Raw genomic sequence first — 22,587 nt, 5'->3', positions numbered from 1 at the left:
TTTCAAAACCCTAAATTCAGCGTGCGCCATAATTCTTCCACTTCTTCTATTTCTAAATCAATCGTGCTTTGAGTGCGAAAAAAAGCTTGGATTTTTTCTAAATTCAGGCTTTTAGTTTTCAAACAAGAGGGGTGTGCTAAAATAAACCCTTGCGCTAAAGCGACAGAATGCTCTAATTTTGCATCGCATAAAAAACAAGAATTGTAATTTTGCAAGCGCCCTTCAAAATTCAAAAGCGTGGCATACATTTCTAAAATCACTCTTAAGGGGTGCTGTTTGGAGAGTTTGTTAGCCCCATCATCTAAAGTGTCAAAATAGATACTATCCAAAGAATGCACGCCTTCTAAATGCTTGAACAAGAGGGCGCAAAAGCGTTGCCAAAAAAACAAGCGCTCCATTTCTCTTTCCCAAAGATAGCCTAAATGCAAAACATTCCTTAACTTGGGTAAAAATTGATCATCGTTTTCTTCTTCAAAATCAATTTTACGCCCCACATTCAGCACGCTATGGCGTTTGCCGTAGAAGCGATAGAGGGTTTTGATTTGGTTTTTGGTTAAAACGTGCACGATCAAATCTTCATCTCTTATGCTTTGTGTTTGTAAAAGAAACCCTTGCATCACTACTCTTAAGCTAATTTTGTTTATTATAAGCAAAACTTGGATACAATCCTAATAAAACTGCAAAATTAAGGAAAAACATGGGATTTGCAGATTTCTTTAAAAATTTCAAGATCAATAAATTGCGGACAGCGCCAAGTAAGGAAGAACAGCCAAGCCATTGGGTGAAATGCCCTAAATGTTATGCGTTAATGTATCATAAAGAAGTGTTTGGTAAATACAGCGTGTGTTTGAAATGCCATTACCATTTCCGCATGAAAGCGGCTGAAAGGATTGAATTTCTATGCGATGTGGGGAGTTTTGAAGAGTTTGACAAGCACTTGCGGCCTAATGATCCTTTGAATTTCGTGGATAAAGAGAGCTATAAACAACGTATTAAAAAATACGAAAAAAGGACTAACCGCCCAAGCTCAGTGATCAGCGGTGAGGCTAAAATCAACCGCATGCCTTTGCAGATCGTGGTGTTTGATTTCAGCTTTATGGGGGGGAGTTTAGGCTCTGTGGAGGGGGAAAAGATCGTAAGAGCGATCAATCGCGCGGTCGCTAAAAGAGAAGCGTTATTGATTGTTTCAGCGAGTGGGGGGGCTAGGATGCAAGAATCCACTTATTCGCTCATGCAAATGGCTAAAACGAGCGCGGCTTTGAACCGATTGAGTGAGGCCAAACTCCCTTTCATTTCGCTCTTAAGCGATCCCACTTATGGGGGCGTTAGCGCATCTTTTGCGTTTTTAGGGGATCTCATTATCGCAGAGCCTGGGGCGATGATAGGTTTTGCAGGGCCTAGAGTGATTAAGCAAACTATAGGGGCGGATTTGCCTGAGGGCTTTCAAACAGCGGAATTTTTATTAGAGCATGGCTTGATTGATATGATTGTGCACAGGAAGGATTTGAAAAAAACTTTGAGCGATCTCATCGCTATGATGATGCATAAGACTTCAAAGATTTTTTAAAGTTTTAACATTGATGCGTTGCGTGGTGTATTCTATCGCTAAAAGTTCGCCTTTAGAGTTAGTGAAAATCTATCAAAAGCAATGCAAGCAATTTGATTGCGAGCTGGAATTAGTGGATTTATTCCCTAAAAATACCGCCAACGCTCAAAAAGTTTCTAAAGAACTCGCTCAAAAGAGCTACTCTCTAGCTTTTGAGCCGTATTTAAACCCTAAGGCAAAAAATATTGCCTTACACCCTAAAGCTCAAAGGGGCGATAGCTTTGCGTTTAGTAAAATGTTAGAAAATCATCTTAATATTAATTTTTTTATCGCTGGAGCGTATGGGTTTGAAGAAAATTTTTTAAAGGATTGTCAAGCTTGGAGTTTGAGCGAGATGACTTTTAGCCATGAAGTGGCTAAAATTGTCTTATGCGAGCAAATCTATAGGGCTTTAAGCATTATTTTTAAGCATCCATACCATAAATAGGAGGTGCACATGCGTTTTTACATTATCTTTACATTTTTGTTTATTGTGGGTTTTGGTGTGTTTGTTTATAGTATTGATCCGCAAGCTTACGCCTTTAATTTAGGGAGTTACAGCTTTAATCTTCCCATTGCGGTATGGCTTATGGGCGTTTTGGGCATGTTCGCTTTTTTTTCATGGGTTTTTTTATTCAAACACAATCTCAGCCATAAAATCCGCTTATACCATGAAAAAAGGGATTTTGACAAATTGCTCAAACAAATCCTGTCTCAAGACACCCAAAAGACTTTTTTAAAAACGAAATTTAAAAGCGATCTCGCTAAAAACCTCTCTCAAATTTTAGCCCGCTATGATTTAAAGGCTGATTTAAACACGCCAAATAGCGGGTGCGAAAAAGTGGATAACCTTTTTAAGCATTACCACAATATAGAAAATAACACCCTTGAGCCTAAGGATCACGATAAGCACTCTCTGGCCTATGAGCATGCTTATTTTTCTAAACGCTTGAAAGCTTTCATTCATAACGATTTGAAAAACGCCTTTGAAGTTTTAACAAATGCACAAATCCCTTTGGAATTACGCCGCTACGCTTTTATAGAAATCGCCCAAAAAGGCAGCAAAAAAGAGGTTTTGAAGGCTTTGAATGCGATGCAAGATAACTTGGATAAAGAGTGTGTGAAATCTTTTTTAAAAGCCTTTTTTGAAAAATCTTTGAACACAGACACTTTAAAGATTTCAGAGCTTTGCAAAAGGGTGGGTTATGACAAGAACGATTATTTGAAGCTTGCGCAAAAAGCGCAAAAATTTCTTGTCCCTGATCAATGGTTCCAATTTTTTGAGATTTTAAGCCAAGAAGACGATAAGGCGCAAAAAGCCTTTTTATTCGTGTTGTTAGAATTAGAAATGAACGATCTCGCTAAGGAGCATCTAGCGGTTTTATCCTTTGAAGAATACATGCTTTTAAACGCTTACATGGATTTGAAACAAGAGCATAAAAAAGCTTATAAATTAGAAGCGTTTTTGTAGGGGTTTGTTTGGCTTCATGTTTTTAGGGCAGATAAAAATAGATGCTTGCAAAAAATTCAAGAAATGGGCTAATTGAGTCGCTTTTAGCGCCAAATGATAAGAGAAAAGAGAGTAATGCTTTAAACCTTAAACTAATCCTAAAAAGAAACAACTAAAGCCTACGCTATAACCCACCATAAAAAGCTTTAGTAATCCGTATTTGATAAAAACAAAAGCCTTTTTATTTTCTTCTATGAATTTTATCAATATCTTGAAAATACCCCACTCAATCAATGTGAGAAGCGCCCCTTTCTAAAGAAAGGGGTTTCCTAACTAAACATTGAATGCTAACACGAAAGGCTCTTTAAAGCCTGCATGGATATTTCCTACCCTATAAAAGACTAGGGGGATTTTAACCTCTTTTAGCCTAACGGCTATGCGCTCACATCTTGCGACCTAAAGGGCAGAGTTCTTCGTGCTAGTGGGATAAAAAATCCTAAGAATATTAAAAAAAGCTAGAAAAATAAATTTGTGTTTTTAAAAGATGATAAAGGTATTAAAGAATACCCCAAATAATGCTTTAAAAACGCACCACCATAGTGGCCATGTATGAACCTGATTTGAAGTTGCTAGGAGCGCCTTCAGGCAATTTGATATGGAAATACTTTTGACAACCATTGATCGCTTTTTCATAATTTTTAGTGAAAGAATGATGATGGCGGTTTTCCAAAGGCCCTTTCATGTGTTTGCTCATCAACGCAGAATGCTTTAATTTGACAAACAAAAGCAAGTTTTCACCGAACAACGATTTCATCGTGAAAGCGAACGCTCGTTTATAAAATGTCCGTTTGTCAATATCAATCCCAATAATCCCAGTTCCAGCCGAATAGACTAAAGGCTTTGGATACAATCTCAGATCATCGCCATTCAAAACGCTTAACAAAATCCCTAAACTTATTAGTGTCCTAACCCCATTTTCTTTCCTTAAGATATAACATTATCCGTATGTTTAACAGATAAGGAAATTTAACCTAAAACACCTTAATGGTTGATTAAAAAATTAAAAAAAATGTATTTTTTAAAAAAGCGTTACGATTTAGAGAATTGTGAAGATTTTTATAATTGATGGTTATTTTTGAATAATTTTTTTAAATTGATTGATAATGAGATAAGACTCTTTTTTAATCCAATAGGGATCGCTAAAACCTTATTTTAATTTTAAAAAATGAGATTTTTAAGCTTTACTTGAGTCAATATTCAAGTTTTCAGATTTTCACCATACAACCTTTTTAAAAGATAAAACACCCCCACAAGCAAAGCCACACCGATTACAAGCGCGAGCGAGCGCGAATGCATAAAACTTGCCACCCCTAAACTCACCGCGCTACAAAGCATCGCAATAGTCGCATAAGGGAGTTGCGTGATGAAATGGCTTTGCACCGAACACCCTGCCCCCGTAGCTGATAGTATAGTTGTGTCAGAAATGGGGCTTGTGTGATCGCCATAAACCGCGCCTGAAAGGATCGCTGAGACAATCAAAATAATATCGCTTTCATGAGCCATGCCCGCTCCAATGGGAAGCATGATCGCAAACGCCCCCCAGCTTGTGCCGGTAGAAAAAGCGATAAACCCAGAGATTAAAAAAAAGATTAAAGGCATATACGCACCTCCCCCACTATTTAAAAACTCCTTGCTGATGTGGGCCAAGTAAAGCCCTGTTTGAGCGTCATCTCTAATCACAGGCCCAATAGCCCAAGCGAGCGTTAAGACTAGTATCGCCGGCCCCACACTCTTAAAGCCATCAAGCATGAGTTTAAAAAAGCTCCCTTTTTCTAAAAACTTATAAGCTAAAAGATAAGTAACCATGAGCGAAAACAGCCCTCCATAAAAGAGCGAAAAACTCGCATCGGTGTTTTTTAAGATCACTCCTGTATAAAAAATCAATGATGAAATGGACACAATCAATAATAAAATAGAAAGGGGCAACAAACTCAAGGGGGCCAGTTTTGAAGAACTTTCTTCTTGTTCGCTATAAAAATCCTTCACGCCTATGTTTTGATACTTTCTCATGCTAGGGAGGTTGATTTGCCATAAAATGGTGAGAAAGACTGCAATGAGTGCAAAAATCGCATAATAATTACTGCTCAAGCTTTGCACAAGCACCGAAAAACTATCCTTTAATAAGGGCGAGCTGTCGTTATTCATGATCCCCATAATATATGCCCCCCAGCTAGAAATGGGGACTAGCAAGCACACCGGCGCTGAAGTGGAGTCTATGATATAAGCCAAGCGCTCTCGTGTGGAATTATGAGCGTCGTTTAAAGACTTTGAGATTTGCCCCACGGTCAGGGCGTTAAAATAATCATCTACAAAAATAATGATGCCTGAAAAAAAGGCGATAAATTCAGGGGTTTTGGCGTTTTTTGAGTATTTTTTAGCTTTTTTGACAAAGTTTTGCACGCTACCGGATTTTAAAATCACTTGGCTTAAGACGCCTAGAAAGATTAAAAACCCAAAAACATAGAGGTTGGAAAGATTGAAAATAAGCCCCTTTTCTGGCTCATAAGTGTAAAAAACGGAAGTGATTTTATGATAAATATATTCTACAAGTTGAGAAAGGTGTAAAGAATGCATTAAAACAGCGCTCACTAAAATGCCCACAAACAACGAGAGCGCGACTCTTTTAGTGAAAACCACCATTAAAATAACGCTAAAAGGAACAATAAGGCTTGATGCTGACAATCCCACCGAATAAAATCCTTTAAACTAATCTTTAAATTTCAATTAAAAGAGACAATCAATATTCACAAAATTCTTTGTTATAAAAGAAGAGATGAATTTGCCAAAACAAATCGCTTAAAAGATTTTAATCAAGTGGCCGGGAGAGAGGGATTCGAACCCCCGGAGGTATGACCCTCAACGGTTTTCAAGACCGCCGCTTTCAACCACTCAGCCATCTCCCGCTATTTTCATAAAAGTCCCTTACAAAAGTCCCTAAATGACTACAATATGGAGGCGACACCCGGATTCGAACCGGGAAATCAAGGTTTTGCAGACCCATGCCTTACCACTTGGCTATGTCGCCTTAAATTTAACAATAACACATCTATTGAGATAACAAAATCAAACCATGTTTAATTTGGTTTAATTTGCAATGATGGTGCCCAAAGCCGGACTTGAACCGGCACGGTATTGCTACCGAGGGATTTTAAGTCCCTTGTGTCTACCAATTCCACCACCTGGGCAATTCAGGCTTTAAGCCTAGAGTGGAACGAAGGATGATTCAACTACGCTCTCTAAATATTAAAACTAGTCGCCTTGAACGATCGTGGTGTATTTGCCAACAATACCTAAAAAGTTGTTTGTCTCACGGCTCACCATTTTAATCTTGGTAACACCGCCACTTTTAGCTGCTTTTTCTACCGAACAATTGCCGGTAGCCACAAGACTAAAAAAACTCCAACAACTCGCACGCCCTTCTTTGGAGTATTGTGCATCATTCCCAGAAACTGGCATCGTTACCATGGTGATAAGAGCACCAGTTGGTTGATAAGATGCACAACCACTCATCAAAACGCCCAAGCATGCACTAGCTAACTTCAAACGCAATCTTAAATCCTCTTAAATACTAATTAAGTTATGGAGCGGGAAACGGGGATCGAACCCGCGGCCCCGACCTTGGCAAGGTCGTGCTCTACCACTGAGCTATTCCCGCACTCTTTATTCAAAAAGACGATTGTTATTGTATCTAAACTCAATAATAAAAGTCAAGGTTTTGTTAAAATTTTCAATTCTCTTTTAAAAACAGATTGTGGATCTGCTCTCTTTTAGGCAGTGTCTATAAAAATGCTTTGTAAAATAAGCCATAAATTCAAACAAAACCCGTTTAAGAGTTGCTAAATATGGGTAAAAAATATACAATACCTTATAATGAAGATGAAAATTCAAAGCGTTTTGCGCTCATTTTTTATTTCTTTTTAATTTGATTGCATAATAATAGCTGTCATAACACATAATTATAGGAGTTTCAATCATGAAAGAAGTCATTCATTCAACGCTAGCCCCAAAAGCGATAGGTCCTTATTCTCAAGCTATCGCTACTAACGATCTTGTTTTTATCTCTGGGCAATTAGGTATTGATGCGAGCACCGGCGAATTTAAAGGCACAGATATTCATTCTCAAACCACGCAATCAATGGAAAATATCAAAGCGATTTTAAAAGAAGCAGGGTTAGGGATGGATAGCGTGGTTAAAACGACTATTTTATTGAAAAGTTTAGACGATTTTTCGGTGGTGAATGAAATCTATGGGAGTTATTTTAAAGAGCCTTATCCGGCCAGAGCGACCTTTCAAGTGGCTAAACTGCCTAAAGACGCTTTAGTAGAAATTGAAGCGATAGCCATTAAGTAATCTTGTTAAAGGGATTATCAGCATGAAAAAAGAAGTCGTAGTAATAGGTGGTGGGATTGTAGGGCTTTCTTGTGCGTATTCTATGCATAAATTAGGGCATAAGGTTTGCGTGATTGAAAAAAGCGATGGTGCAAACGGCACTTCTTTTGGGAATGCCGGGCTTATTTCTGCGTTTAAAAAAGCCCCGCTCTCATGCCCTGGTGTGGTGTTAGACACTCTAAAACTCATGCTCAAAAACCAAGCCCCTTTAAAATTCCATTTTGGGCTTAATTTAAAGCTTTATCAATGGATTTTAAAGTTTATGAAAAGCGCGAACGCCAAATCCACGCACCGCACCATGGCGTTGTTTGAACGCTACGGGTGGCTGAGTGTTGATATATACCATCAAATGCTAAAAGATGGCATGGACTTTTGGTATAAGGAAGATGGGCTTTTAATGATCTACACTTTAGAAGAAAGTTTTGAAAAAAAGATTAAAACTTGCGATAACAGCGGTGCTTATAAGATTTTGAATGTGAAAGAGACCAAAGAATACATGCCTATTGTTAATGACAATATCTGCGGGAGCGTGCTTTTAACCGAAAACGCGCATGTGGATCCGGGCGAAGTGATGCGCTCTTTGCAAGAATATTTACAAAACGCAGGCGTGGAGTTTCTTTATAATGAAGAAGTGATCGATTTTGAGTTTAAAAATAACCTTATTGATGGCGTTATCACGTATAAGGAAAAAATCCAAGCAGAAAAAATCATTCTAGCCACCGGGGCTAACCCCGCTCTCATTAAAAAAACCAAGAACGATTTTTTAATGATGGGGGCTAAAGGTTATAGCATCACCTTTAAAATGCCTGAAGAATTAAAGCCCAAAACCTCTTCTTTATTTGCGGATATTTTCATGGCAATGACCCCACGAAGAGACACCGTTAGAATCACCTCTAAATTAGAATTAAACACCAACAACGCTCTCATTGATAAAGAGCAAATCGCTAACATGAAAAAGAATTTAGCCGCTTTCACGCAGCCTTTTGAAATGAAAGACGCTATAGAGTGGTGTGGTTTTAGACCCTTAACCCCTAATGATATTCCTTATTTAGGGTTTGACAAACGCTATAAAAACTTAATCCATGCGACAGGATTGGGGTGGCTTGGTATCACTTTTGGTCCGGCCATTGGTAAAATCATCGCCGATTTAAGCCAAGACGGAGCGAATGAAAAAAATGCCGATGTTATGCTTTTTTCTGCATTTTTTAGGGATTAAGGAATTTCTTTTTTAAACCCTAGTTTATTAAGGAGTTTTTATGGAAACGATTGATTCGGTGGTGCGTTTGTTATCTAATTTTGTGTGGGGGATTCCCATGCAAATTTTATTAGTAGGCACCGGCTTGTTTTTAACCTTCTATCTTAGGGGTTTGCAATTCAGTAAGATTTTTTATGCGATCAAAATCCTTTTTGACAAAGAGTCCCAATCTAAGGGCGACATTTCGCAATTTTCCGCTCTCATGCTCTCTTTAGGAGCGACTGTAGGCATTGGGAGTATCGTAGGCGTAGCGACCGCTATCAGCATTGCAGGGCCAGGTGCGGTGTTTTGGATGTGGGTTACTGGGCTTGTTGGCATGGCGACTAAGTATTCTGAGGGGATTTTAGCGGTGAAATACAGGGAAAAGGGGGCGTTTGGATACAACGGAGGGCCTATGTATTACATCAAAAACGGTCTTAACATGCCCAAACTCGCCATGGCGTTTGCGATTTTTACGATTATTGCAAGCATTGGCACCGGTAACATGACGCAATCTAATGCGGTTTCTTCCATTTTGAGCGAACAAGCGAGTTTGCCCGGTTGGGTTTCAGGCTTGTTGCTCACGATTTTAACCGCTTTCATTGTCATTGGGGGGATTAAATCCATTGGCAAATTCACTTCTTACTTGGCTCCTGTGATGGTGCTTTTGTATTTGATCGCTATTATTTATATTATTGCTAGCCATTTTGATTTAGCCATTCAAGCGATCAAACTCATTTTTGAAGAAGCCTTTAACCCTAAACCCGTTGTGGGCGGAGCGAGCGGCGCGTTGGTAGCGACGATGATAAAAACGGGCGTGGCTAGGGGGTTGTATTCTAATGAAGCGGGGTTAGGAAGCTCAGCCATTATTGCTGCAAGTGCTCAAACGCACCACCCGGTGCGCCAAGCCTTAGTGTCCATGCTCCAAACTTTTATTGTAACTTTAATAGTGTGTTCGGCAACAGCGAGCGTGATTTTAATGGCGCCAGAATACAACACCTTGCTCCCTAATGGGGAAAAATTAAGCGCTAATTTGCTCACTCTAAAAAGCACGGAGTATTTTCTAGGCTCATTAGGGACGGTGGTGATTTTTACAACCATGATCTTTTTTGCCTACTCTACGATTATTGGTTGGGCTTATTATGGGGAAAAATGCACTGAATACGCCTTTGGTGAAAAAAAAGTGAAATATTACCGCTTGATCTTTTTAGCGAGTGTGATGGTGGGGGCTATGGCTAAAATTGATTTTGTGTGGAATTTAGCGGATCTTTCTAACGGGCTTATGACTATCCCTAATTTGATCGCTTTGATTTTGTTGCATAAGGTGGTTTCTTCAGAAACGCACTGGTATTTTAGCAAGCATTCTAACAAGTAAGACAGCATGTTAAAAAGGGCGAGTTTTGTAGAAGTGAATAGCGCTTCTTTAAGGCATAATTTTAGCACAGTCAAAAGCATTGTCCCTAAAGACGCCCACATCATGGCGGTTGTCAAGGCGAACGCTTATGGGGCAGGCGCCATTAAAGCGAGCGAAATTTTCTTACAAGAAGGGGCTAATTATTTAGGGGTAGCGGCCTTAGATGAAGCTTTAGAGTTGCGCTCTCATTTCCCTAAAACCCCCATTTTGGTTTTAGGCTATAGCCCTAATTCTAACGCTTCCATGCTGATTGATAACGATTTGAGCGCTATGGTTTTTAGCCTTGAACAAGCGGAAGTTTTTTCTCAAATGGCTTTAAAATCTCAAAAACGCTTAAAAATCCATCTCAAAATTGATACCGGCATGCACCGCTTGGGTTTAGAGCCTAATTTTAAAAGCATAGAAACCATTAAAAAAATCCGTGCTTTAAAGGGCTTGGAAGTGGAAGGGATATTTACGCATTTAAGCAACGCTGATGCTAAGATTAAAACCCATGCTAAAAACCAAATGAAAGCCTTTAACGCTTTTTTAGAGCAGCTTTTGGATCAAAAAATAGAGTTTCAATACCGCCATGCCTACAATTCCGCCGGTATCCTTTCTTTGTGTAACGGGAATGAAAATCGTTTGTTAAACCTCTATCGCCCAGGCATCATGCTCTATGGTTTTTACCCCTCTAATGGAATGAAAGAATCATGCCCAACCATCTTAAAAAATGTTATCAGTTTAAAAGCCCGAATCGTTCAAATCAGAAGCGTTAAAAAAGGCGAATTTATTGGCTATGGCGAGCATTTTTATACCAATGAAGAGACTTTAGTGGGTGTTTTAGCTCTAGGGTATGCGGACGGGTTAATGCGCGCTTTAGGCAATCGCATTCAAGTAGCGATCAATAATCAATTAGCCCCCCTTATTGGCAAGGTGTGCATGGATCAGTGCTTTGTCAAGCTCAATAATATTCAAGCCAAAGAGGGCGATGAGGTCATCTTGTTTGGGGATAAAAGCGCTAAGGCTAATGACGCAAGCGAAATCGCTGCACTTTTAAACACCATTGCTTATGAAACCATCAGCACCCTATCCAAACGCTTGGAGCGCGTCTATATTTAAAATCAAACCATGCAAAATCTTTATTTTGCGCTAGAATGCGCGAAAAATAAAAATGTAGGATTGATTAAAAAATGAAAAAAGTTTTATTTCTCTTTTTATTGGTAATAGGCTTTTTTTTGGGTTTTTTGAACGCTTCTGGCTTGTATGAAAAGCTGATTAATAAAGAAACGATCAGCGTTGGCACAGAAGGCATTTACCCCCCTTTCACTTACCATAATAAAGAAGGCAAGCTCACCGGCTATGATGTGGAAGTGGCTAGGGAGTTGGCTAAAGAGCTTGGCGTGAAAATCAAATTCCACGAAACTTCATGGGATATTATGCTTACAGGCTTGAAATCGGGGCGTTTTGATATGGTCGCTAATCAAGTGAGTTTGACGACTAAAAAACGCCAAGCGACTTTTGATAAAAGCTTGCCCTATAGCTATTCAGGCACGATCATGCTAGTTAGAAAAGATGAAAACCGCATTAAAGACATCAAAGACATTAAGGGTTTAAGAGCGGCTAACACTTTAAGCTCCACTTATGGGGAAATCGCTTTCAAATACGACGCTGAAATCGTTTCCGTGGATTCTATGGTGCAAGCTTTGTTGTTGGTGGCGCAAAAACGAGCCGATTTGACCTTAAATAGTTCTTTAGCGATCTTAAACTACCTAAACACCCACAAAAACAACCCCTTTAAAATCGCATGGGAGTCCAAAGAAAAAGATGGGGGCGCTTCCTTTGTCATCAACAAGCACCAAGAAAAAGCCTTAGAGCTTATCAACCAGGCGATGCAAAGATTGATAGATAAAGGGGTTTTAAAACGCTTAGGCGAACAATTTTTTGGAAAAGATGTCAGCCAGCCATAATCTGTCTTTGTTTTTTGAATCTTTAGATTTGAGCAAGGAGCGTTTGGAATTACTATTAGAGGCTTTCTACCCCATGCTAAAAGCCGCTTTTTGCATTTCTTTGCCTTTAGCGATCATTTCTTTTATTTTGGGCTTATTCATTGCGGTTTTTGTGGCCCTCATTAAAATCGCACCCCCTAAACGTTTCATTCATAAGGCTTTATTAGCGGGCGTGAATTTCTATGTTTCGCTCATTAGAGGCACGCCTTTATTGGTCCAAATCGTGGTGGTGTTTTATGGTTTGCCCGCCCTTGGGGTTTATATTGATCCAATCCCGGCAGGCATTATTGCGTTTTCTTTTAATGTGGGGGCATACGCTTCAGAGACTTTAAGGGCGAGCTTTCTTTCTGTCCCTAAAGATCAATGGGATTCAAGCTTGAGTTTGGGTTTGAATTACTTGCAAACCTTTTGGCATGTCATCTTTTTTCAAGCACTCAAAGTCGCCACGCCAAGCCTAAGTAACACCTTCATCAGCCTTTTTAAAGAAACTTCTTTAGCTTCTGTAGTAACTATCGCAGAGGTTTTTAGAATCGCGCAGCAAAAAGCGAACGCCAGCTATGATTTTTTGCCTATTTACTTGGAAGCCGCTTTGATTTACTGGCTTTTTTGCTTGGTTTTAGAAGTGATCCAAAAGCGCGTGGAAAAAATCTTAAATTAAGTTGGCTCAAAAAAGCCGATGAAAAAAGATAGAGCAACTTTTTGACTCCGTTCTTAGGGGCTATCCTATTGGCTCTTTTTTATTTTGGAAATTACAAAAGGAAGATATAGCCAAGAGCGACGAACAAGACGAGAATAAACTCAATTTCCAACTCTATCAATTCATTACAAATTACGATGAGCGAAAGCCTCACAATGAAAAAATCTATATTGAACAAATCAGTCGTGATGATTTGTCTATTGTCCTAGATGGCCAACAGCGCTTAACCTCGCTTTATATTGGGCTTAAAGGCAACGCTTAAGAAAAAGGGGGCTAGATACGATAACCCCAACGCTTATGAAGAGAAGCGTTTGTATTTGAACTTGAAGCACCAGCCAAACATGGACAATCCAGAAGACAATTACCAATTTGAATTTTATGCCAAAGCGCCTGCAAATGATGAAAATCATTTTTGGTTTAAGGTGGGGGATATTTTAGAGTTGGAAAGTGTTTGGAATTATGCAAAAGATCATGGCATAGAAGGTAATGCATTGAATTTACTAGAAAAGCTAAAAGACGCTTTTCACACCAAACAACTCATCTCATTTTTTGAAGAAAAAGAAAAAAATCTTGATAAAGTTTTAAATATCTTTATCCGTGTCAATAGCGGTGGGGAGAAGTTAAGCTATTCAGATTTATTGATGTCCATTTTGACAGCAAGCTTTTCAAGCGATATTAGAGAAAAAATGAACGAGTTAGTGGATGCTTTAAAAGACAAAGGCTTTCCAAATGTGGAGCAAGACCAGGTGCTAAAAACTTGCTTGCTTCTCATTGGTAAAGACACTACTTTTGAATTAAAAAATTTTAATAAAAATAATGTCAAAGAGATTGAAGAAAATTGGGAAAAAATTACAGAAAGCATCTATAACGCTGCAAAACTATTAGAAACTTTTGGTTATGCCGGCCATCTAGGTTCAGCTTATATTCTATCCAGTTTAGCCTATTTTTATTTTTTAAAACAAAAAATGGATAAAAACGATGAAGAACAAGCCCTAAAATTTGTCCGCAACGCTCAAATCATGGGTTATTTTGGTGGATCAACGGATGCAAAATTAAGTATCATATCTCATAGCATCAAAGAAGCTCGCACTTTTGAAGCATTCAACCACAATTTAGCCAAACACCAAACAAACCCTTTAAAAATCACTAATGATGCTATAGAAGGCATGGTGTTTTTTAATAGCCTTGCTAAAGTCTTTCCTGTTTTGCAAATCTTATACCCCAACTTGAACTATAAAACCACCACTTTTCATATAGACCATATTTATCCAAAGTCCAAGTTTAAAAAGGAAAATGAAAAATTGGATAAAGATTTCTATGAGTGTGGGAATCATTTATACAACCTCCAGCTTTTAGAAGGCACAGAAAACAGCGCCAAAAAGGATAAAGACCCTGAAGTGTGACTCAAAGAAGAATATAAAAATGAGCAAGCCATAGAAGAATATAAAAAAAGAAATTATATTGACCCTACCCTAAAATTAGAATGGGAAAATATAAAGGAATTTCGTAAGAAAAGAGAAGAAGCTATCATCAAAAGATTAAAAGAAGTGTTATTGCCCCAGTCTTAATAGGGGGTGTTTTCGTGGCTGATATAATTTAGGTAAGCGTTTTGACAAAACGGATAAAACAAAATTTAAATCCTTTTAAGTGATGCTTAATGATAAAAAAGATAAAATGACTCACTTTTTGAGCGCTAATTAAGATTTCATTTAATGCTTGTTATCTAAAAAATGCCGTTAGGGTGTAAGGTAGTTATAAATTAATCTTATCCATATTAGTTTCAAAATGAAAAATTTAAAATAGGGCGATAGCCTTAGTGAAAGGATAATCAATAAAACATTTAGGCAAAAAAGAGATAAGGACCTTAGGATTATCTTCGCTTGGAGGGACTTTAGAGTTTTATGATTTTATCATCTTTGTATTTTTTACGAGTATCATTGCCAAACACTTTTTCCCCAACACGCTCAGCCCTATTTGGTCTGAAATCAACACTTATGGTATCTTTGCTGCAGGTTATCTAGCGCGCCCGCTTGGCGGCATAGTGATGGCCCACTTTGGGGATAAATTCGGCCGTAAAAACATGTTCATGCTCTCTATTTTATTGATGGTAATCCCAACCTTTGCGCTAGCTTTGATGCCAACTTTTAATCATTTTGTGAGTTTTGGCATTAATAGCATGGGACTTGCCCAAAAAACGCTCATTATCTTGGTTACATAGCTCCTGTTTTTTTGATATTTGTTAGGATCTCTCAAGGCGTTGCTGTGGGTGGTGAATTGCCTGGCGCTTGGGTTTTTGTCCATGAACATGCTCCGCAAGGCCAAAAAAACACTTATATTGGCTTTTTAAGCGCTTCTGTAGTTTCTGGGATTTTGCTTGGGAGTTTGGTTTATATGGGGATTTATATGGTTTTTGACAAGCCTGTTGTTGAAGATTGGGCTTGGCGGGTTGCTTTTGGGCTTGGAGGGATTTTTGGTATCATTTCTGTCTATTTGAGACGCTTTTTAGAAGAAACTCCTGTTTTTCAGCAAATGAAGCAAGACAATGCCTTAGTTAAATTCCCGCTTAAAGAGGTGTTTAAAAATTCTCGCTTTGGCATATTAATCTCCATGCTTATCACTTGGGTTTTAACCGCTTGTATTTTGATTTTTATCCTTTTTGTTCCAAATTTTACCCTCATGCATCCCAATTTTAATTTCACTCCTTTTGAAAAAACCTATTTTCAAATTTTAGGGCTTGTAGGCATTGTAAGTTCTATTATTTTAACCGGGCTTTTGGCCGATAAAATCAAACCACACAAAGTTTGCATGGCTTTTAGCGCGGTCTTTGCTTTTTTTGGCTTTTTATTTTTTAAAGAATTTTATTCTAACGCGCCAAGTTTAGTGAATACCATAGTTTTATACTTTTTAGCTTGCTTTTGTGCGGGTATTATGAATTTTTGCCCCATTTTTATGAGCGATGTGTTTAGCGCTAGAATCCGTTTTAGCGGGATCTCTTTCGCTTATAACATAGCCTATGCTATAACCGCTGGCTTTACCCCTCAACTTTCAAGCTGGTTAAATGCAAAAGCTATAGCAGCACCTGAAAGTTTGCAAAGTTATGGTTTAAGCTTTTATATTGTTGTGGTTGCTTTAATCGCTTTTATCGTATCGCTTTTAATGGCGCCAATTTACAACAAATCTAACACCCAACACGAAGTGCCGCCCATAACATGAAAGAAGCGCCAACCTTTGAGTGATTTAATCAAAACTTAGCCGATAGCGTTGGTGGATTTGGTGGTGATGAAATCTTAACCCCACGCATCACAATGAAATCATCGTTTGATTAAGCTCTTTAATATTTTAGCGTTTTAAAACACCCACCCGTAATTAAAAAACACCTTAAAATGGCTAGCCCCTTCATTAAAAACAAAAGAGTTCGTATAATCGCCATCGCTAGAAACGATGCTGGCTTTTCTTTGGATTAAAGGAATGCTAATCCCTACAGAATATTTAGAATGCTTATAGCGGTAGTTCAATCCAGTAGCCACATCTAAATTGCCGCTTCCTTTGACTTTATTGAGCACATAATAGCTGTTATACAAGCCCCTTAACCCACCAAAGATACCAAAAGATGATGAAAAATTCCTTCTGGTTTGAATGTCTATAGGGCTATTTTTATTGGAGTAAGTGGTGATGAAATCCACCAATAAATCTATCCCCCCACCATAGCTCAGTTGCTGGACTTTTTGGTTAGCGGCTTTAGCGTAATTGTATTTGATGATGCCATAATAAGCTAATCCTATGAAATCATTAAAGTAGTTTTGATAGCCTATTTTAGCATTAACCCCTAAAATAGGGCTTCTAAAATTTTGCGAAGCACTTGAAAAATAGTGGTTAGTAACGCTAGAAGTTACAAAGGTTTTTTGAATGGTGCTGAGCATGGAATTGGCTAAATCTTGCGTGTTCAAACTAGCGTTTAGATTGTAGTTTATTTGACTACTCAAATTAGCGTAATCTATGGGTAAAGCGTTTTGATTAATAAGCTGCTGCCAAACCGCTGCTGTTACCCCTAAAAAGCCAGCTGGGACATCCGCGCAATTGTGATAGATGGAATTAGGGTAGTTGCTAGGGAAAGCGCTCTGACCTGAACCATTGAAGCGAGAGCACACATTATAGGGGAGGCCATCAGAATCTTTTGGTTTGCCATTATTATCCTTTTCCACTTGACCATCTTTCATCACCGGCACTCTTTGATAAGTCATGTTCCCGTTATGGGTGTAGCCTTTGGTGTGGCTGAATTCATGCAAGATGGTTCTTAAATCCTCTAACTTGATAGTCTTAAGGTCATTACCAAAGAGTTTTTTAGGATCTAATGCAGAAGCTACTACCCCCAATTGACCATAATGCTTACCATCATCATTGTTGCTAGGGGTAATATCACTCCCAAGCCCTACAACCCCTGAATCCTTTAAAACAACGACATCAAGATCCGCTTTGTTTCTAAATTTATTGACAATGTCTTGTTTGTTTAACACATATTTTTGATCGACTTTAGAATTGACGCGCCCGTTTGTCCCGGGATTTACGCATTCATTCTCTTTACTAGTATCGCATTCCTCTCCGCCTTTATTAGTGAACTCAAAAGGAGCGTTTAAAATCGCATCGCCCCAAGATTGGGAGTCTAAGACAGCGATCATGTTCAACATCAAATTAGTGAATTCCTCTGCGGTTTGTGGGGTAAAGGCTTCCCAATGATTTTGGTGACCTTCAAATTTGTTTTCATTCCTATAATTTACGATTAAATTTGTCTTAATCTTATTGAGCGTTTCAAACACCCTTTGCGTGTTAGCGTCAGAAATAGAAGTGCTGGTGGCTTCAATCTTTGGAAGAAATAAAGTATAGGGGTCAATTTTTAGACCATCAAACGCCTCCCCAGGTAAAACAATCTTAGAATGTTTGGGGATAGTCTCTATCACCCCTAGATCGATTACATTGCCTTGAGCGTCTGTAAAGCTAAGCTTAACATTATTTAAATTATAGGGCAAGAAGTTTTCTATAGTTAATTGACCATTATACATATATAACACTCTAACAGGGGATAAAGATGAGAATTTTAATTGTGATATGGATTTAGCGTCTGTGAACAAATTAGCCGCTCTTTTTAAAATCGTGTCTGTGGGTAAATAATTATAAGTCGCGTAAGTGTTTTTTGTGGTGGTGTGTCTTTTTTCTTGCGTTTGCGTGCCTTCTAATAGCCCGGTTTCAAACCCGGCTTCTATGAAAAAGCCATTTTTCTCATTCGCTTCTAAAGCGCTGAATAATAAAAGTGGGATGAATAGTTTTCTCATGGTTATCTCTTTTTAGTTTATAGTGTCTTTATTATACAATTTAAGGGGATGGTTTGTTTATTTTTTGAAAATTAAAGTTTTTACAAGGGATTAGTGTTTCATATTAAAACAAAATTTTAACAACAAGCGTTTGTTTTATAGTTTATTTATCATTAATTAGGCTATGTTAATGAAAGTTTGGTAGTTAAAAGGCGTGTGTCAAATGGATGCGCCAATCAAGATAAAATCTTTTCCATAAAAAGAGTAGGGAAAATCAAAGTCTCTTCGCCCAAATCCACCACGCAATCCTCTTCTTTGGTTGGCATAAAACCCAGCTTTTGATAGAGGTTGCATGCCTTGATTTGACTCTTGCTCACATGCAAAGAGATTTTAGTATAGCCTTTAATGAAAGCGTATCGCTCCACGCTCTCATAGAGTTTTTGACCCAACCCTTGGGATTGATAAGCGCTATTTATGTGGAATTTACACAGCTCTGCTTCTGTTTCATTGATACGATTAAGCCCACAGATCCCAATGAGCTTGTTACCCTCTCTCATTTCAAAAAATTCCCCGCCATGCTCGCACAATTTTTGAACGAACCCGCTAATGCTAGGCAAAAGATCCAAGCGTTGGATAAACCCTAAAGGGTTATCAGCGATACGCTCAGCATAAAATTCTTCCAATTCAGTAGGGTATTTGGGCGAAAAAACTTTGATGGTCATGATTAACTTTTTAAAACCCTTTTTGATTGTCCCACAAGCGGATATGGAGCCTGTCGCTAAGGTTAAAACCATGCTCTAGGGCTAGGGGAGCTAGGGTTTTGAGGTTTTTGTCTAATTCCTTACTCGTTGCGCCTAAGGGCATTAAAAAGATTTCATTATTTTTTAATGAAAGTTGTTTCAAAAGATTTTGAATTTCTATGATAGATTGAGCGGCGTTTTTGCTCTCTAAAACAAATTTAAAATGCGTGCTTTTAGCGTTATTTAAGATATTTTGTAAGGCCTTAAGGTTGATTCGCTTGCTTTCTTCCTCTAAAGAAAAAGAGAGTTTGACGCTCAGAGTGAAATGCAATTCTTTTAAAATAGGGCTAAATTCAAAAAAAATAGAGCCGTTACTCTCCACAAATAAAGGGATTTTTTTGTGATAAAAATGCTCTAAAACGCTGATTAAAATAGGGTTATTAAAATACAAACTTGGCTCCCCGCCTGTAAGAATGAAATCAAAATGTTTATAATTAGGGGCTAAATCCTCTAATCGTTCAATCAAAGATTTAGGCTCATGGTAATAATCCCAAGTTTCTTTGAATTTAGGATGCACCGCATACAAGCTATCACAACCTGTTAGGATTTCATCATGCAATATGGTCTTACAATTAAAGCCCTTACACGAAAGGTTACACCCCCCTAAGCGTAAAAAAAGACTGGGTTTGCCTATCCTTTTTCCTTCACCTTGTAAGGAAAAAAAGCTCTCAACGACCGGGAGTTTCATGGGATCTGGTGTAAGGGTTTAGCGTGGAAAAAGCATTGTTTTTCATCGCTAATGATTTTATTGAAAAAATCCTTATCATGCCACAATTTTTGAATGCCTTGCGAGAAAGAGACGCAATTTTGATGCACTAAAGATTTAAAGTGTGGGTTTTCTAAATCTTTTAAAAAGCTCTCCGCATAGCCGTTTTTAGTCTCATGCACGCGCACGCTAGAGATTTTTAACTCCCCTTCGTTATTGGAAAAAACGCTCTTTTGTAAAATCCTTGTCAGGTAGTATAAAAACATGAGAGCGTAACTCTCTGCGCTCAAATTGAACGAGCATTTCACATAACGAACGCAATGATTTTCTATAAAACGCTGAAACTCATCGCTTTCTTTGTCCCAAAAATGATGGGCATGATCAAACGACTCAATGAAAACTTGCATTTCTTGTTGCATCAGCCCAAAATCTAATGCCATGCTCGCGCTGTCTAAGTGGTTGGTTTCAATAAAAACCTCTACTTCATAATTATGCCCATGGATATTTTGAGCGCATTTTAAAGAAGAGCAATTGCGCACCACATGGCTAGCGCAAAATTGATACAATCGCCTGATAACCATTACTCATTCCCTATAACATGGCTGATAAAGGGGCAGTCTTAAATTATAATAGTAGCGTTCAGGGCGGTTAAAATCAATGCGTTTGATCGTGCTTTTAATCAAATCCCTATAGAGCATTTGATAGCCACAAGTCCTCCCGCTCACGCTCCCATCCACATATAAAACCCGTTTTTGCAGCACCACATCATACCAATCCAAAATAAAATGCGAATTAGCGCTCATTAAAATTTGCTCGCTAAAGCCATTGATAGCGTAGTAATCGGTAGGGGTTTGAGAGCAATAAAACTGCCCCCCAAGAAAATAACAAGGTTTATTGACTTGATCGATCAGTTGGTAATTGTATTGGTAGAACGGCACAGCTGAGATGTTACGGACAATGCGCGCATAGATCACATTTTTGGCTTTATCCAGTGGGAATTCCGCTTGCGTGAAGACATTGTAAAAGCCTAATTTTTGCAATTCATAAACAATCACATTGATATAATAAGAAGTCATCGCATCGCTTCTGTCATAAGCCACCACGATAGTGGAATTATAGTTGAACAAATAATCCCCTGTAACTTCTGAATAATACCCCATGTGCAAGCGGTGTTGGCATGCGCTAAAGAAGAATAGAACCCCAACAATCAGCCCTAAAAAAGCCAAGCGGTGATTTTTACTCACTTTAACATTCCCTTATGCCAAGATTCCAAATTTTTCAAATCATCATAACTGGTTAAGTCTAAATTTAAAGGCGTGATAGAGACATGGTTTGAAGCAATAGCGTCAAAATCAGAGAGTCTGTCTTCATTTTCGCGCTTTTGCCATTCTAAAGGGTGTAGCCCTAGCCAAAAATAGCTTTCATTTTTGGGGTCTGTGCGCTTATGCACTTCTTTTTTATACAACCTATAGCCCTTAGGGGTGATGCATTCGCCCTTATATTCTTGTAAGGAGCAATTAGGGACATTCACATTCAAGAGTTTGCGCCCTTTTAAAGGGTAGCCGTTTGTGAAAATGTTTTGGACTAAATCCTGGATAATCTTTTGAGCCAGATCAAAATTTAGGGGCGTGTTTTTGTTTTTGTTAGAAAGGATTTGAGAAATCGCAATGGAAGGCACGCCCTGAATGGTGCCTTCAATCGCTCCGGCCACCGTTCCAGAATAAATCGTGTCTTCACCCATGTTAGATCCAAGATTGATCCCTGAAATCACTAAATCAAAACAAACATGCTTAAAAAGCTCATTGATCGCTAAATACACGCAATCGCTTGGCGTGCCATCATCAATCCTGTAATGCCTGCCTTCTTTGCCCTTAATTTTCTCCGCTCTTAAAGGTGCAGTGATGGTGATGCATTGCGAGCATGCGCTTTTTTCATGCTTGGGAGCGACCACATAAATTTCTGCCATCTCTTCTAAAGCTTGTTCTAAAGCTTTAATGCCTTTTGCATGGTAGCCATCATCGTTGGTGAGTAAAATTTTTTTCATGTCTTGCCTTTAAATAGAGTGTTCAATAATGCGTTCAAATTTTCTTGCAATAGAGAATAAGCGGGTTTTAGCAGGTTTAAATCGTTTAAAACCTCTGTTTTTAAAGCTTGAGCGTAACCGCTTGCCTCCTCTAACCCCAATAAATTCACAAAGCTGTTTTTAGCGCTGTCTAAATGAGTGGTTTTACCGCTTTCTTCTTCATCTTGTGTAACATCTATAATATCATCTAGCACTTGAAAACAAAGCCCCATTTTTAACCCAAAAGCCTGAAGCCATTTAAAAAGCTCTTCATCTTTAATACCGCTCGCAACAAGCCCCATCATCAGACTTGCACTAATCAATTTAGCGGTTTTATGCTCGTGTAAGAAAGTGAGCTGCTCTAAATTTAAGGGCGTGTTCTCAAAATAGCAATCCAAGGCCTGCCCTAAGATCATGCCTTTAATCCCCCCATTAGCGCTTAAGATTTTGACTAATTCCACAATGATGTGGCTTTCTAGTAAAGCGTTTGAAAGCAATTCAAAAGAATAAGTGTTGAGCGCATCGCCGATTAAAACGGCTGTGGTTTCATCGTATTTAGCGTGTAAAGTGGGGTGGTTTCTCCTTAAAGAGGCGTTATCCATGCAAGGCAAATCGTCATGGATGAGCGAATAAGTGTGCAAGCATTCAATGCTTAAAGCGATTTTAAAATATTCTGTTTGTTGGTTAGGATAATCTTTTTGACCCACTAACGCGCAAAGCACGGCTAAAAAAAGCTTAGGGCGGAACCTTTTACCCCCATTAAGCACCATTTCAAAAAAGGCTTTTTCCAAATAAGGGTGGAAGCTTTCAAGGTGTAAATGATGGTGGTTTAAAAAGCTTTCAAAACGCTCACACTCATTATAGTAAAAGGATAAATTAGGGTTATTCATGTGTA

Annotated in this window: 21 protein-coding genes, 4 tRNA genes and 2 pseudogenes; 12 read left to right on the top strand and 15 right to left on the bottom strand. The window is 38.5% G+C overall.

Features of this window, described 5'->3' with window-relative positions:
- Positions 1 to 2: 2 nt before the first annotated feature.
- The gene (recO, locus tag P6280_RS06360; RefSeq protein WP_283237309.1) at positions 3 to 617 is read right to left on the bottom strand and encodes a recombination protein RecO; all 615 of its coding nucleotides are present in this window, start codon (positions 615 to 617) and stop codon (positions 3 to 5) included.
- 80 nt (positions 618 to 697) lie between these two features.
- Between recO and accD the strand changes: the two genes are divergently transcribed.
- The 3 genes from accD to P6280_RS06345 are packed head-to-tail and all read left to right on the top strand — an operon-like array spanning position 698 to position 3,056.
- On the top strand, positions 698 to 1,567 hold the full coding sequence (gene accD / locus P6280_RS06355) for an acetyl-CoA carboxylase, carboxyltransferase subunit beta (protein ID WP_000505036.1): 870 nt from the start codon (positions 698 to 700) through the stop codon (positions 1,565 to 1,567).
- Positions 1,568 to 1,580: 13 nt separating this feature from the next.
- Positions 1,581 to 2,033 (top strand): 23S rRNA (pseudouridine(1915)-N(3))-methyltransferase RlmH, encoded by a 453-nt coding sequence (gene rlmH, locus P6280_RS06350; RefSeq protein ID WP_001203873.1) that lies wholly within the window; start codon positions 1,581 to 1,583, stop codon positions 2,031 to 2,033.
- Positions 2,034 to 2,042: 9 nt separating this feature from the next.
- Positions 2,043 to 3,056: a LapA family protein gene (locus P6280_RS06345; RefSeq protein ID WP_283237308.1), complete on the top strand. Its 1,014-nt coding sequence runs from the start codon at positions 2,043 to 2,045 to the stop codon at positions 3,054 to 3,056.
- Positions 3,057 to 3,615: 559 nt separating this feature from the next.
- On the opposite strand, the gene P6280_RS06340 is transcribed toward P6280_RS06345, so the two are convergent.
- The 7 genes from P6280_RS06340 to P6280_RS06310 form a co-directional block, all read right to left on the bottom strand.
- Positions 3,616 to 3,978: a hypothetical protein gene (locus tag P6280_RS06340; protein WP_180515438.1), complete on the bottom strand. Its 363-nt coding sequence runs from the start codon at positions 3,976 to 3,978 to the stop codon at positions 3,616 to 3,618.
- A 314-nt stretch (positions 3,979 to 4,292) separates the two neighbouring features.
- On the bottom strand, positions 4,293 to 5,783 hold the full coding sequence (locus P6280_RS06335; protein WP_283237307.1) for a Na+/H+ antiporter NhaC family protein: 1,491 nt from the start codon (positions 5,781 to 5,783) through the stop codon (positions 4,293 to 4,295).
- 127 nt (positions 5,784 to 5,910) lie between these two features.
- Positions 5,911 to 5,998: transfer RNA gene (locus tag P6280_RS06330), tRNA-Ser, on the bottom strand.
- 47 nt (positions 5,999 to 6,045) lie between these two features.
- A tRNA-Cys gene (locus P6280_RS06325) sits at positions 6,046 to 6,120 on the bottom strand.
- Between the two features lie 73 nt (positions 6,121 to 6,193).
- Positions 6,194 to 6,280, bottom strand: a tRNA-Leu gene (locus P6280_RS06320).
- A gap of 64 nt (positions 6,281 to 6,344) precedes the next feature.
- Entirely contained in the window at positions 6,345 to 6,644 is a 300-nt protein-coding gene (locus tag P6280_RS06315) for a TRL-like family protein (RefSeq protein ID WP_025451289.1), read from the bottom strand.
- 31 nt (positions 6,645 to 6,675) lie between these two features.
- Positions 6,676 to 6,750: transfer RNA gene (locus P6280_RS06310), tRNA-Gly, on the bottom strand.
- 318 nt (positions 6,751 to 7,068) lie between these two features.
- On the opposite strand from P6280_RS06310, the gene P6280_RS06305 reads away from it, so the two are divergent.
- From P6280_RS06305 to P6280_RS06265, 9 genes and pseudogenes are all read left to right on the top strand, one after another.
- Positions 7,069 to 7,446, top strand: a complete 378-nt coding sequence (locus P6280_RS06305) for a RidA family protein (RefSeq protein WP_000665781.1) — start codon at positions 7,069 to 7,071, stop codon at positions 7,444 to 7,446.
- 22 nt (positions 7,447 to 7,468) lie between these two features.
- Positions 7,469 to 8,701: an NAD(P)/FAD-dependent oxidoreductase gene (locus P6280_RS06300; protein ID WP_283237306.1), complete on the top strand. Its 1,233-nt coding sequence runs from the start codon at positions 7,469 to 7,471 to the stop codon at positions 8,699 to 8,701.
- A 40-nt stretch (positions 8,702 to 8,741) separates the two neighbouring features.
- Positions 8,742 to 10,094 (top strand): alanine/glycine:cation symporter family protein, encoded by a 1,353-nt coding sequence (locus P6280_RS06295; RefSeq protein WP_283237305.1) that lies wholly within the window; start codon positions 8,742 to 8,744, stop codon positions 10,092 to 10,094.
- A gap of 6 nt (positions 10,095 to 10,100) precedes the next feature.
- On the top strand, positions 10,101 to 11,234 hold the full coding sequence (alr, locus tag P6280_RS06290) for an alanine racemase (RefSeq protein ID WP_283237304.1): 1,134 nt from the start codon (positions 10,101 to 10,103) through the stop codon (positions 11,232 to 11,234).
- A gap of 71 nt (positions 11,235 to 11,305) precedes the next feature.
- Entirely contained in the window at positions 11,306 to 12,082 is a 777-nt protein-coding gene (locus P6280_RS06285) for an amino acid ABC transporter substrate-binding protein (RefSeq protein ID WP_283237303.1), read from the top strand.
- Positions 12,066 to 12,779 carry an amino acid ABC transporter permease gene (locus P6280_RS06280; protein ID WP_283237471.1) on the top strand — a complete coding sequence of 238 codons (714 nt, stop codon included), beginning with the start codon at positions 12,066 to 12,068 and terminating at the stop codon, positions 12,777 to 12,779. Before P6280_RS06285 ends, P6280_RS06280 begins: the two co-directional genes overlap by 17 nt.
- Before the next feature lie 28 nt (positions 12,780 to 12,807).
- Entirely contained in the window at positions 12,808 to 13,080 is a 273-nt protein-coding gene (locus tag P6280_RS06275; RefSeq protein ID WP_331273351.1) for a GmrSD restriction endonuclease domain-containing protein, read from the top strand.
- Positions 13,058 to 14,386: pseudogene (locus tag P6280_RS06270) on the top strand (GmrSD restriction endonuclease domain-containing protein). Before P6280_RS06275 ends, P6280_RS06270 begins: the two are co-directional and overlap by 23 nt.
- A gap of 263 nt (positions 14,387 to 14,649) precedes the next feature.
- Positions 14,650 to 16,031, top strand: a pseudogene (locus P6280_RS06265) (MFS transporter).
- A gap of 134 nt (positions 16,032 to 16,165) precedes the next feature.
- On the opposite strand, the gene P6280_RS06260 reads toward P6280_RS06265, so the two are convergent.
- The 7 genes from P6280_RS06260 to P6280_RS06230 form a co-directional block, all read right to left on the bottom strand.
- Positions 16,166 to 18,145: a porin family protein gene (locus P6280_RS06260; protein ID WP_283237302.1), complete on the bottom strand. Its 1,980-nt coding sequence runs from the start codon at positions 18,143 to 18,145 to the stop codon at positions 16,166 to 16,168.
- Positions 18,146 to 18,360: 215 nt separating this feature from the next.
- Entirely contained in the window at positions 18,361 to 18,846 is a 486-nt protein-coding gene (locus P6280_RS06255; protein ID WP_283237301.1) for a GNAT family N-acetyltransferase, read from the bottom strand.
- Between the two features lie 10 nt (positions 18,847 to 18,856).
- A complete protein-coding gene (locus P6280_RS06250) occupies positions 18,857 to 19,612 on the bottom strand; it encodes a 7-carboxy-7-deazaguanine synthase QueE (protein WP_283237300.1) in 756 nt (251 codons plus the stop codon).
- Positions 19,609 to 20,211, bottom strand: coding sequence for a 6-pyruvoyl trahydropterin synthase family protein (locus P6280_RS06245; RefSeq protein ID WP_283237299.1), 603 nt, complete (start codon positions 20,209 to 20,211; stop codon positions 19,609 to 19,611). Before P6280_RS06245 ends, P6280_RS06250 begins: the two co-directional genes overlap by 4 nt.
- Before the next feature lie 3 nt (positions 20,212 to 20,214).
- Positions 20,215 to 20,874: a hypothetical protein gene (locus tag P6280_RS06240; protein WP_000041797.1), complete on the bottom strand. Its 660-nt coding sequence runs from the start codon at positions 20,872 to 20,874 to the stop codon at positions 20,215 to 20,217.
- Entirely contained in the window at positions 20,871 to 21,674 is an 804-nt protein-coding gene (gene surE, locus P6280_RS06235; RefSeq protein ID WP_000722439.1) for a 5'/3'-nucleotidase SurE, read from the bottom strand. Before surE ends, P6280_RS06240 begins: the two co-directional genes overlap by 4 nt.
- The gene (locus P6280_RS06230) at positions 21,671 to 22,582 is read right to left on the bottom strand and encodes a polyprenyl synthetase family protein (protein ID WP_283237298.1); all 912 of its coding nucleotides are present in this window, start codon (positions 22,580 to 22,582) and stop codon (positions 21,671 to 21,673) included. Before P6280_RS06230 ends, surE begins: the two co-directional genes overlap by 4 nt.
- Positions 22,583 to 22,587: the final 5 nt, after the last annotated feature.

Origin of the sequence: Helicobacter sp. 219-2 (assembly GCF_030053225.1) — a bacterium.
Classification (GTDB): Bacteria; Campylobacterota; Campylobacteria; order Campylobacterales; family Helicobacteraceae; genus Helicobacter; species Helicobacter pylori_C.
The sequence above is the reverse complement of the archived record's forward strand: the minus strand, read 5'-3'. Positions and strand labels throughout refer to the sequence as shown.

Bases quoted from the DNA above. Each gene is read 5' to 3' on its own strand.
- rlmH (WP_001203873.1), top strand. From the start codon at position 1,581: ATGCGTTGCGTGGTGTATTCTATCGCTAAAAGTTCGCCTTTAGAGTTA.
- recO (WP_283237309.1), bottom strand. From the start codon at position 617: ATGCAAGGGTTTCTTTTACAAACACAAAGCATAAGAGATGAAGATTTG.
- P6280_RS06300 (WP_283237306.1), top strand. From the start codon at position 7,469: ATGAAAAAAGAAGTCGTAGTAATAGGTGGTGGGATTGTAGGGCTTTCT.
- P6280_RS06260 (WP_283237302.1), bottom strand. From the start codon at position 18,145: ATGAGAAAACTATTCATCCCACTTTTATTATTCAGCGCTTTAGAAGCG.
- P6280_RS06230 (WP_283237298.1), bottom strand. From the start codon at position 22,582: ATGAATAACCCTAATTTATCCTTTTACTATAATGAGTGTGAGCGTTTT.
- accD (WP_000505036.1), top strand. From the start codon at position 698: ATGGGATTTGCAGATTTCTTTAAAAATTTCAAGATCAATAAATTGCGG.
- P6280_RS06280 (WP_283237471.1), top strand. From the start codon at position 12,066: ATGTCAGCCAGCCATAATCTGTCTTTGTTTTTTGAATCTTTAGATTTG.
- P6280_RS06305 (WP_000665781.1), top strand. From the start codon at position 7,069: ATGAAAGAAGTCATTCATTCAACGCTAGCCCCAAAAGCGATAGGTCCT.
- P6280_RS06345 (WP_283237308.1), top strand. From the start codon at position 2,043: ATGCGTTTTTACATTATCTTTACATTTTTGTTTATTGTGGGTTTTGGT.
- P6280_RS06250 (WP_283237300.1), bottom strand. From the start codon at position 19,612: ATGAAACTCCCGGTCGTTGAGAGCTTTTTTTCCTTACAAGGTGAAGGA.
- alr (WP_283237304.1), top strand. From the start codon at position 10,101: ATGTTAAAAAGGGCGAGTTTTGTAGAAGTGAATAGCGCTTCTTTAAGG.
- P6280_RS06295 (WP_283237305.1), top strand. From the start codon at position 8,742: ATGGAAACGATTGATTCGGTGGTGCGTTTGTTATCTAATTTTGTGTGG.
- P6280_RS06255 (WP_283237301.1), bottom strand. From the start codon at position 18,846: ATGACCATCAAAGTTTTTTCGCCCAAATACCCTACTGAATTGGAAGAA.
- P6280_RS06285 (WP_283237303.1), top strand. From the start codon at position 11,306: ATGAAAAAAGTTTTATTTCTCTTTTTATTGGTAATAGGCTTTTTTTTG.
- surE (WP_000722439.1), bottom strand. From the start codon at position 21,674: ATGAAAAAAATTTTACTCACCAACGATGATGGCTACCATGCAAAAGGC.
- P6280_RS06245 (WP_283237299.1), bottom strand. From the start codon at position 20,211: ATGGTTATCAGGCGATTGTATCAATTTTGCGCTAGCCATGTGGTGCGC.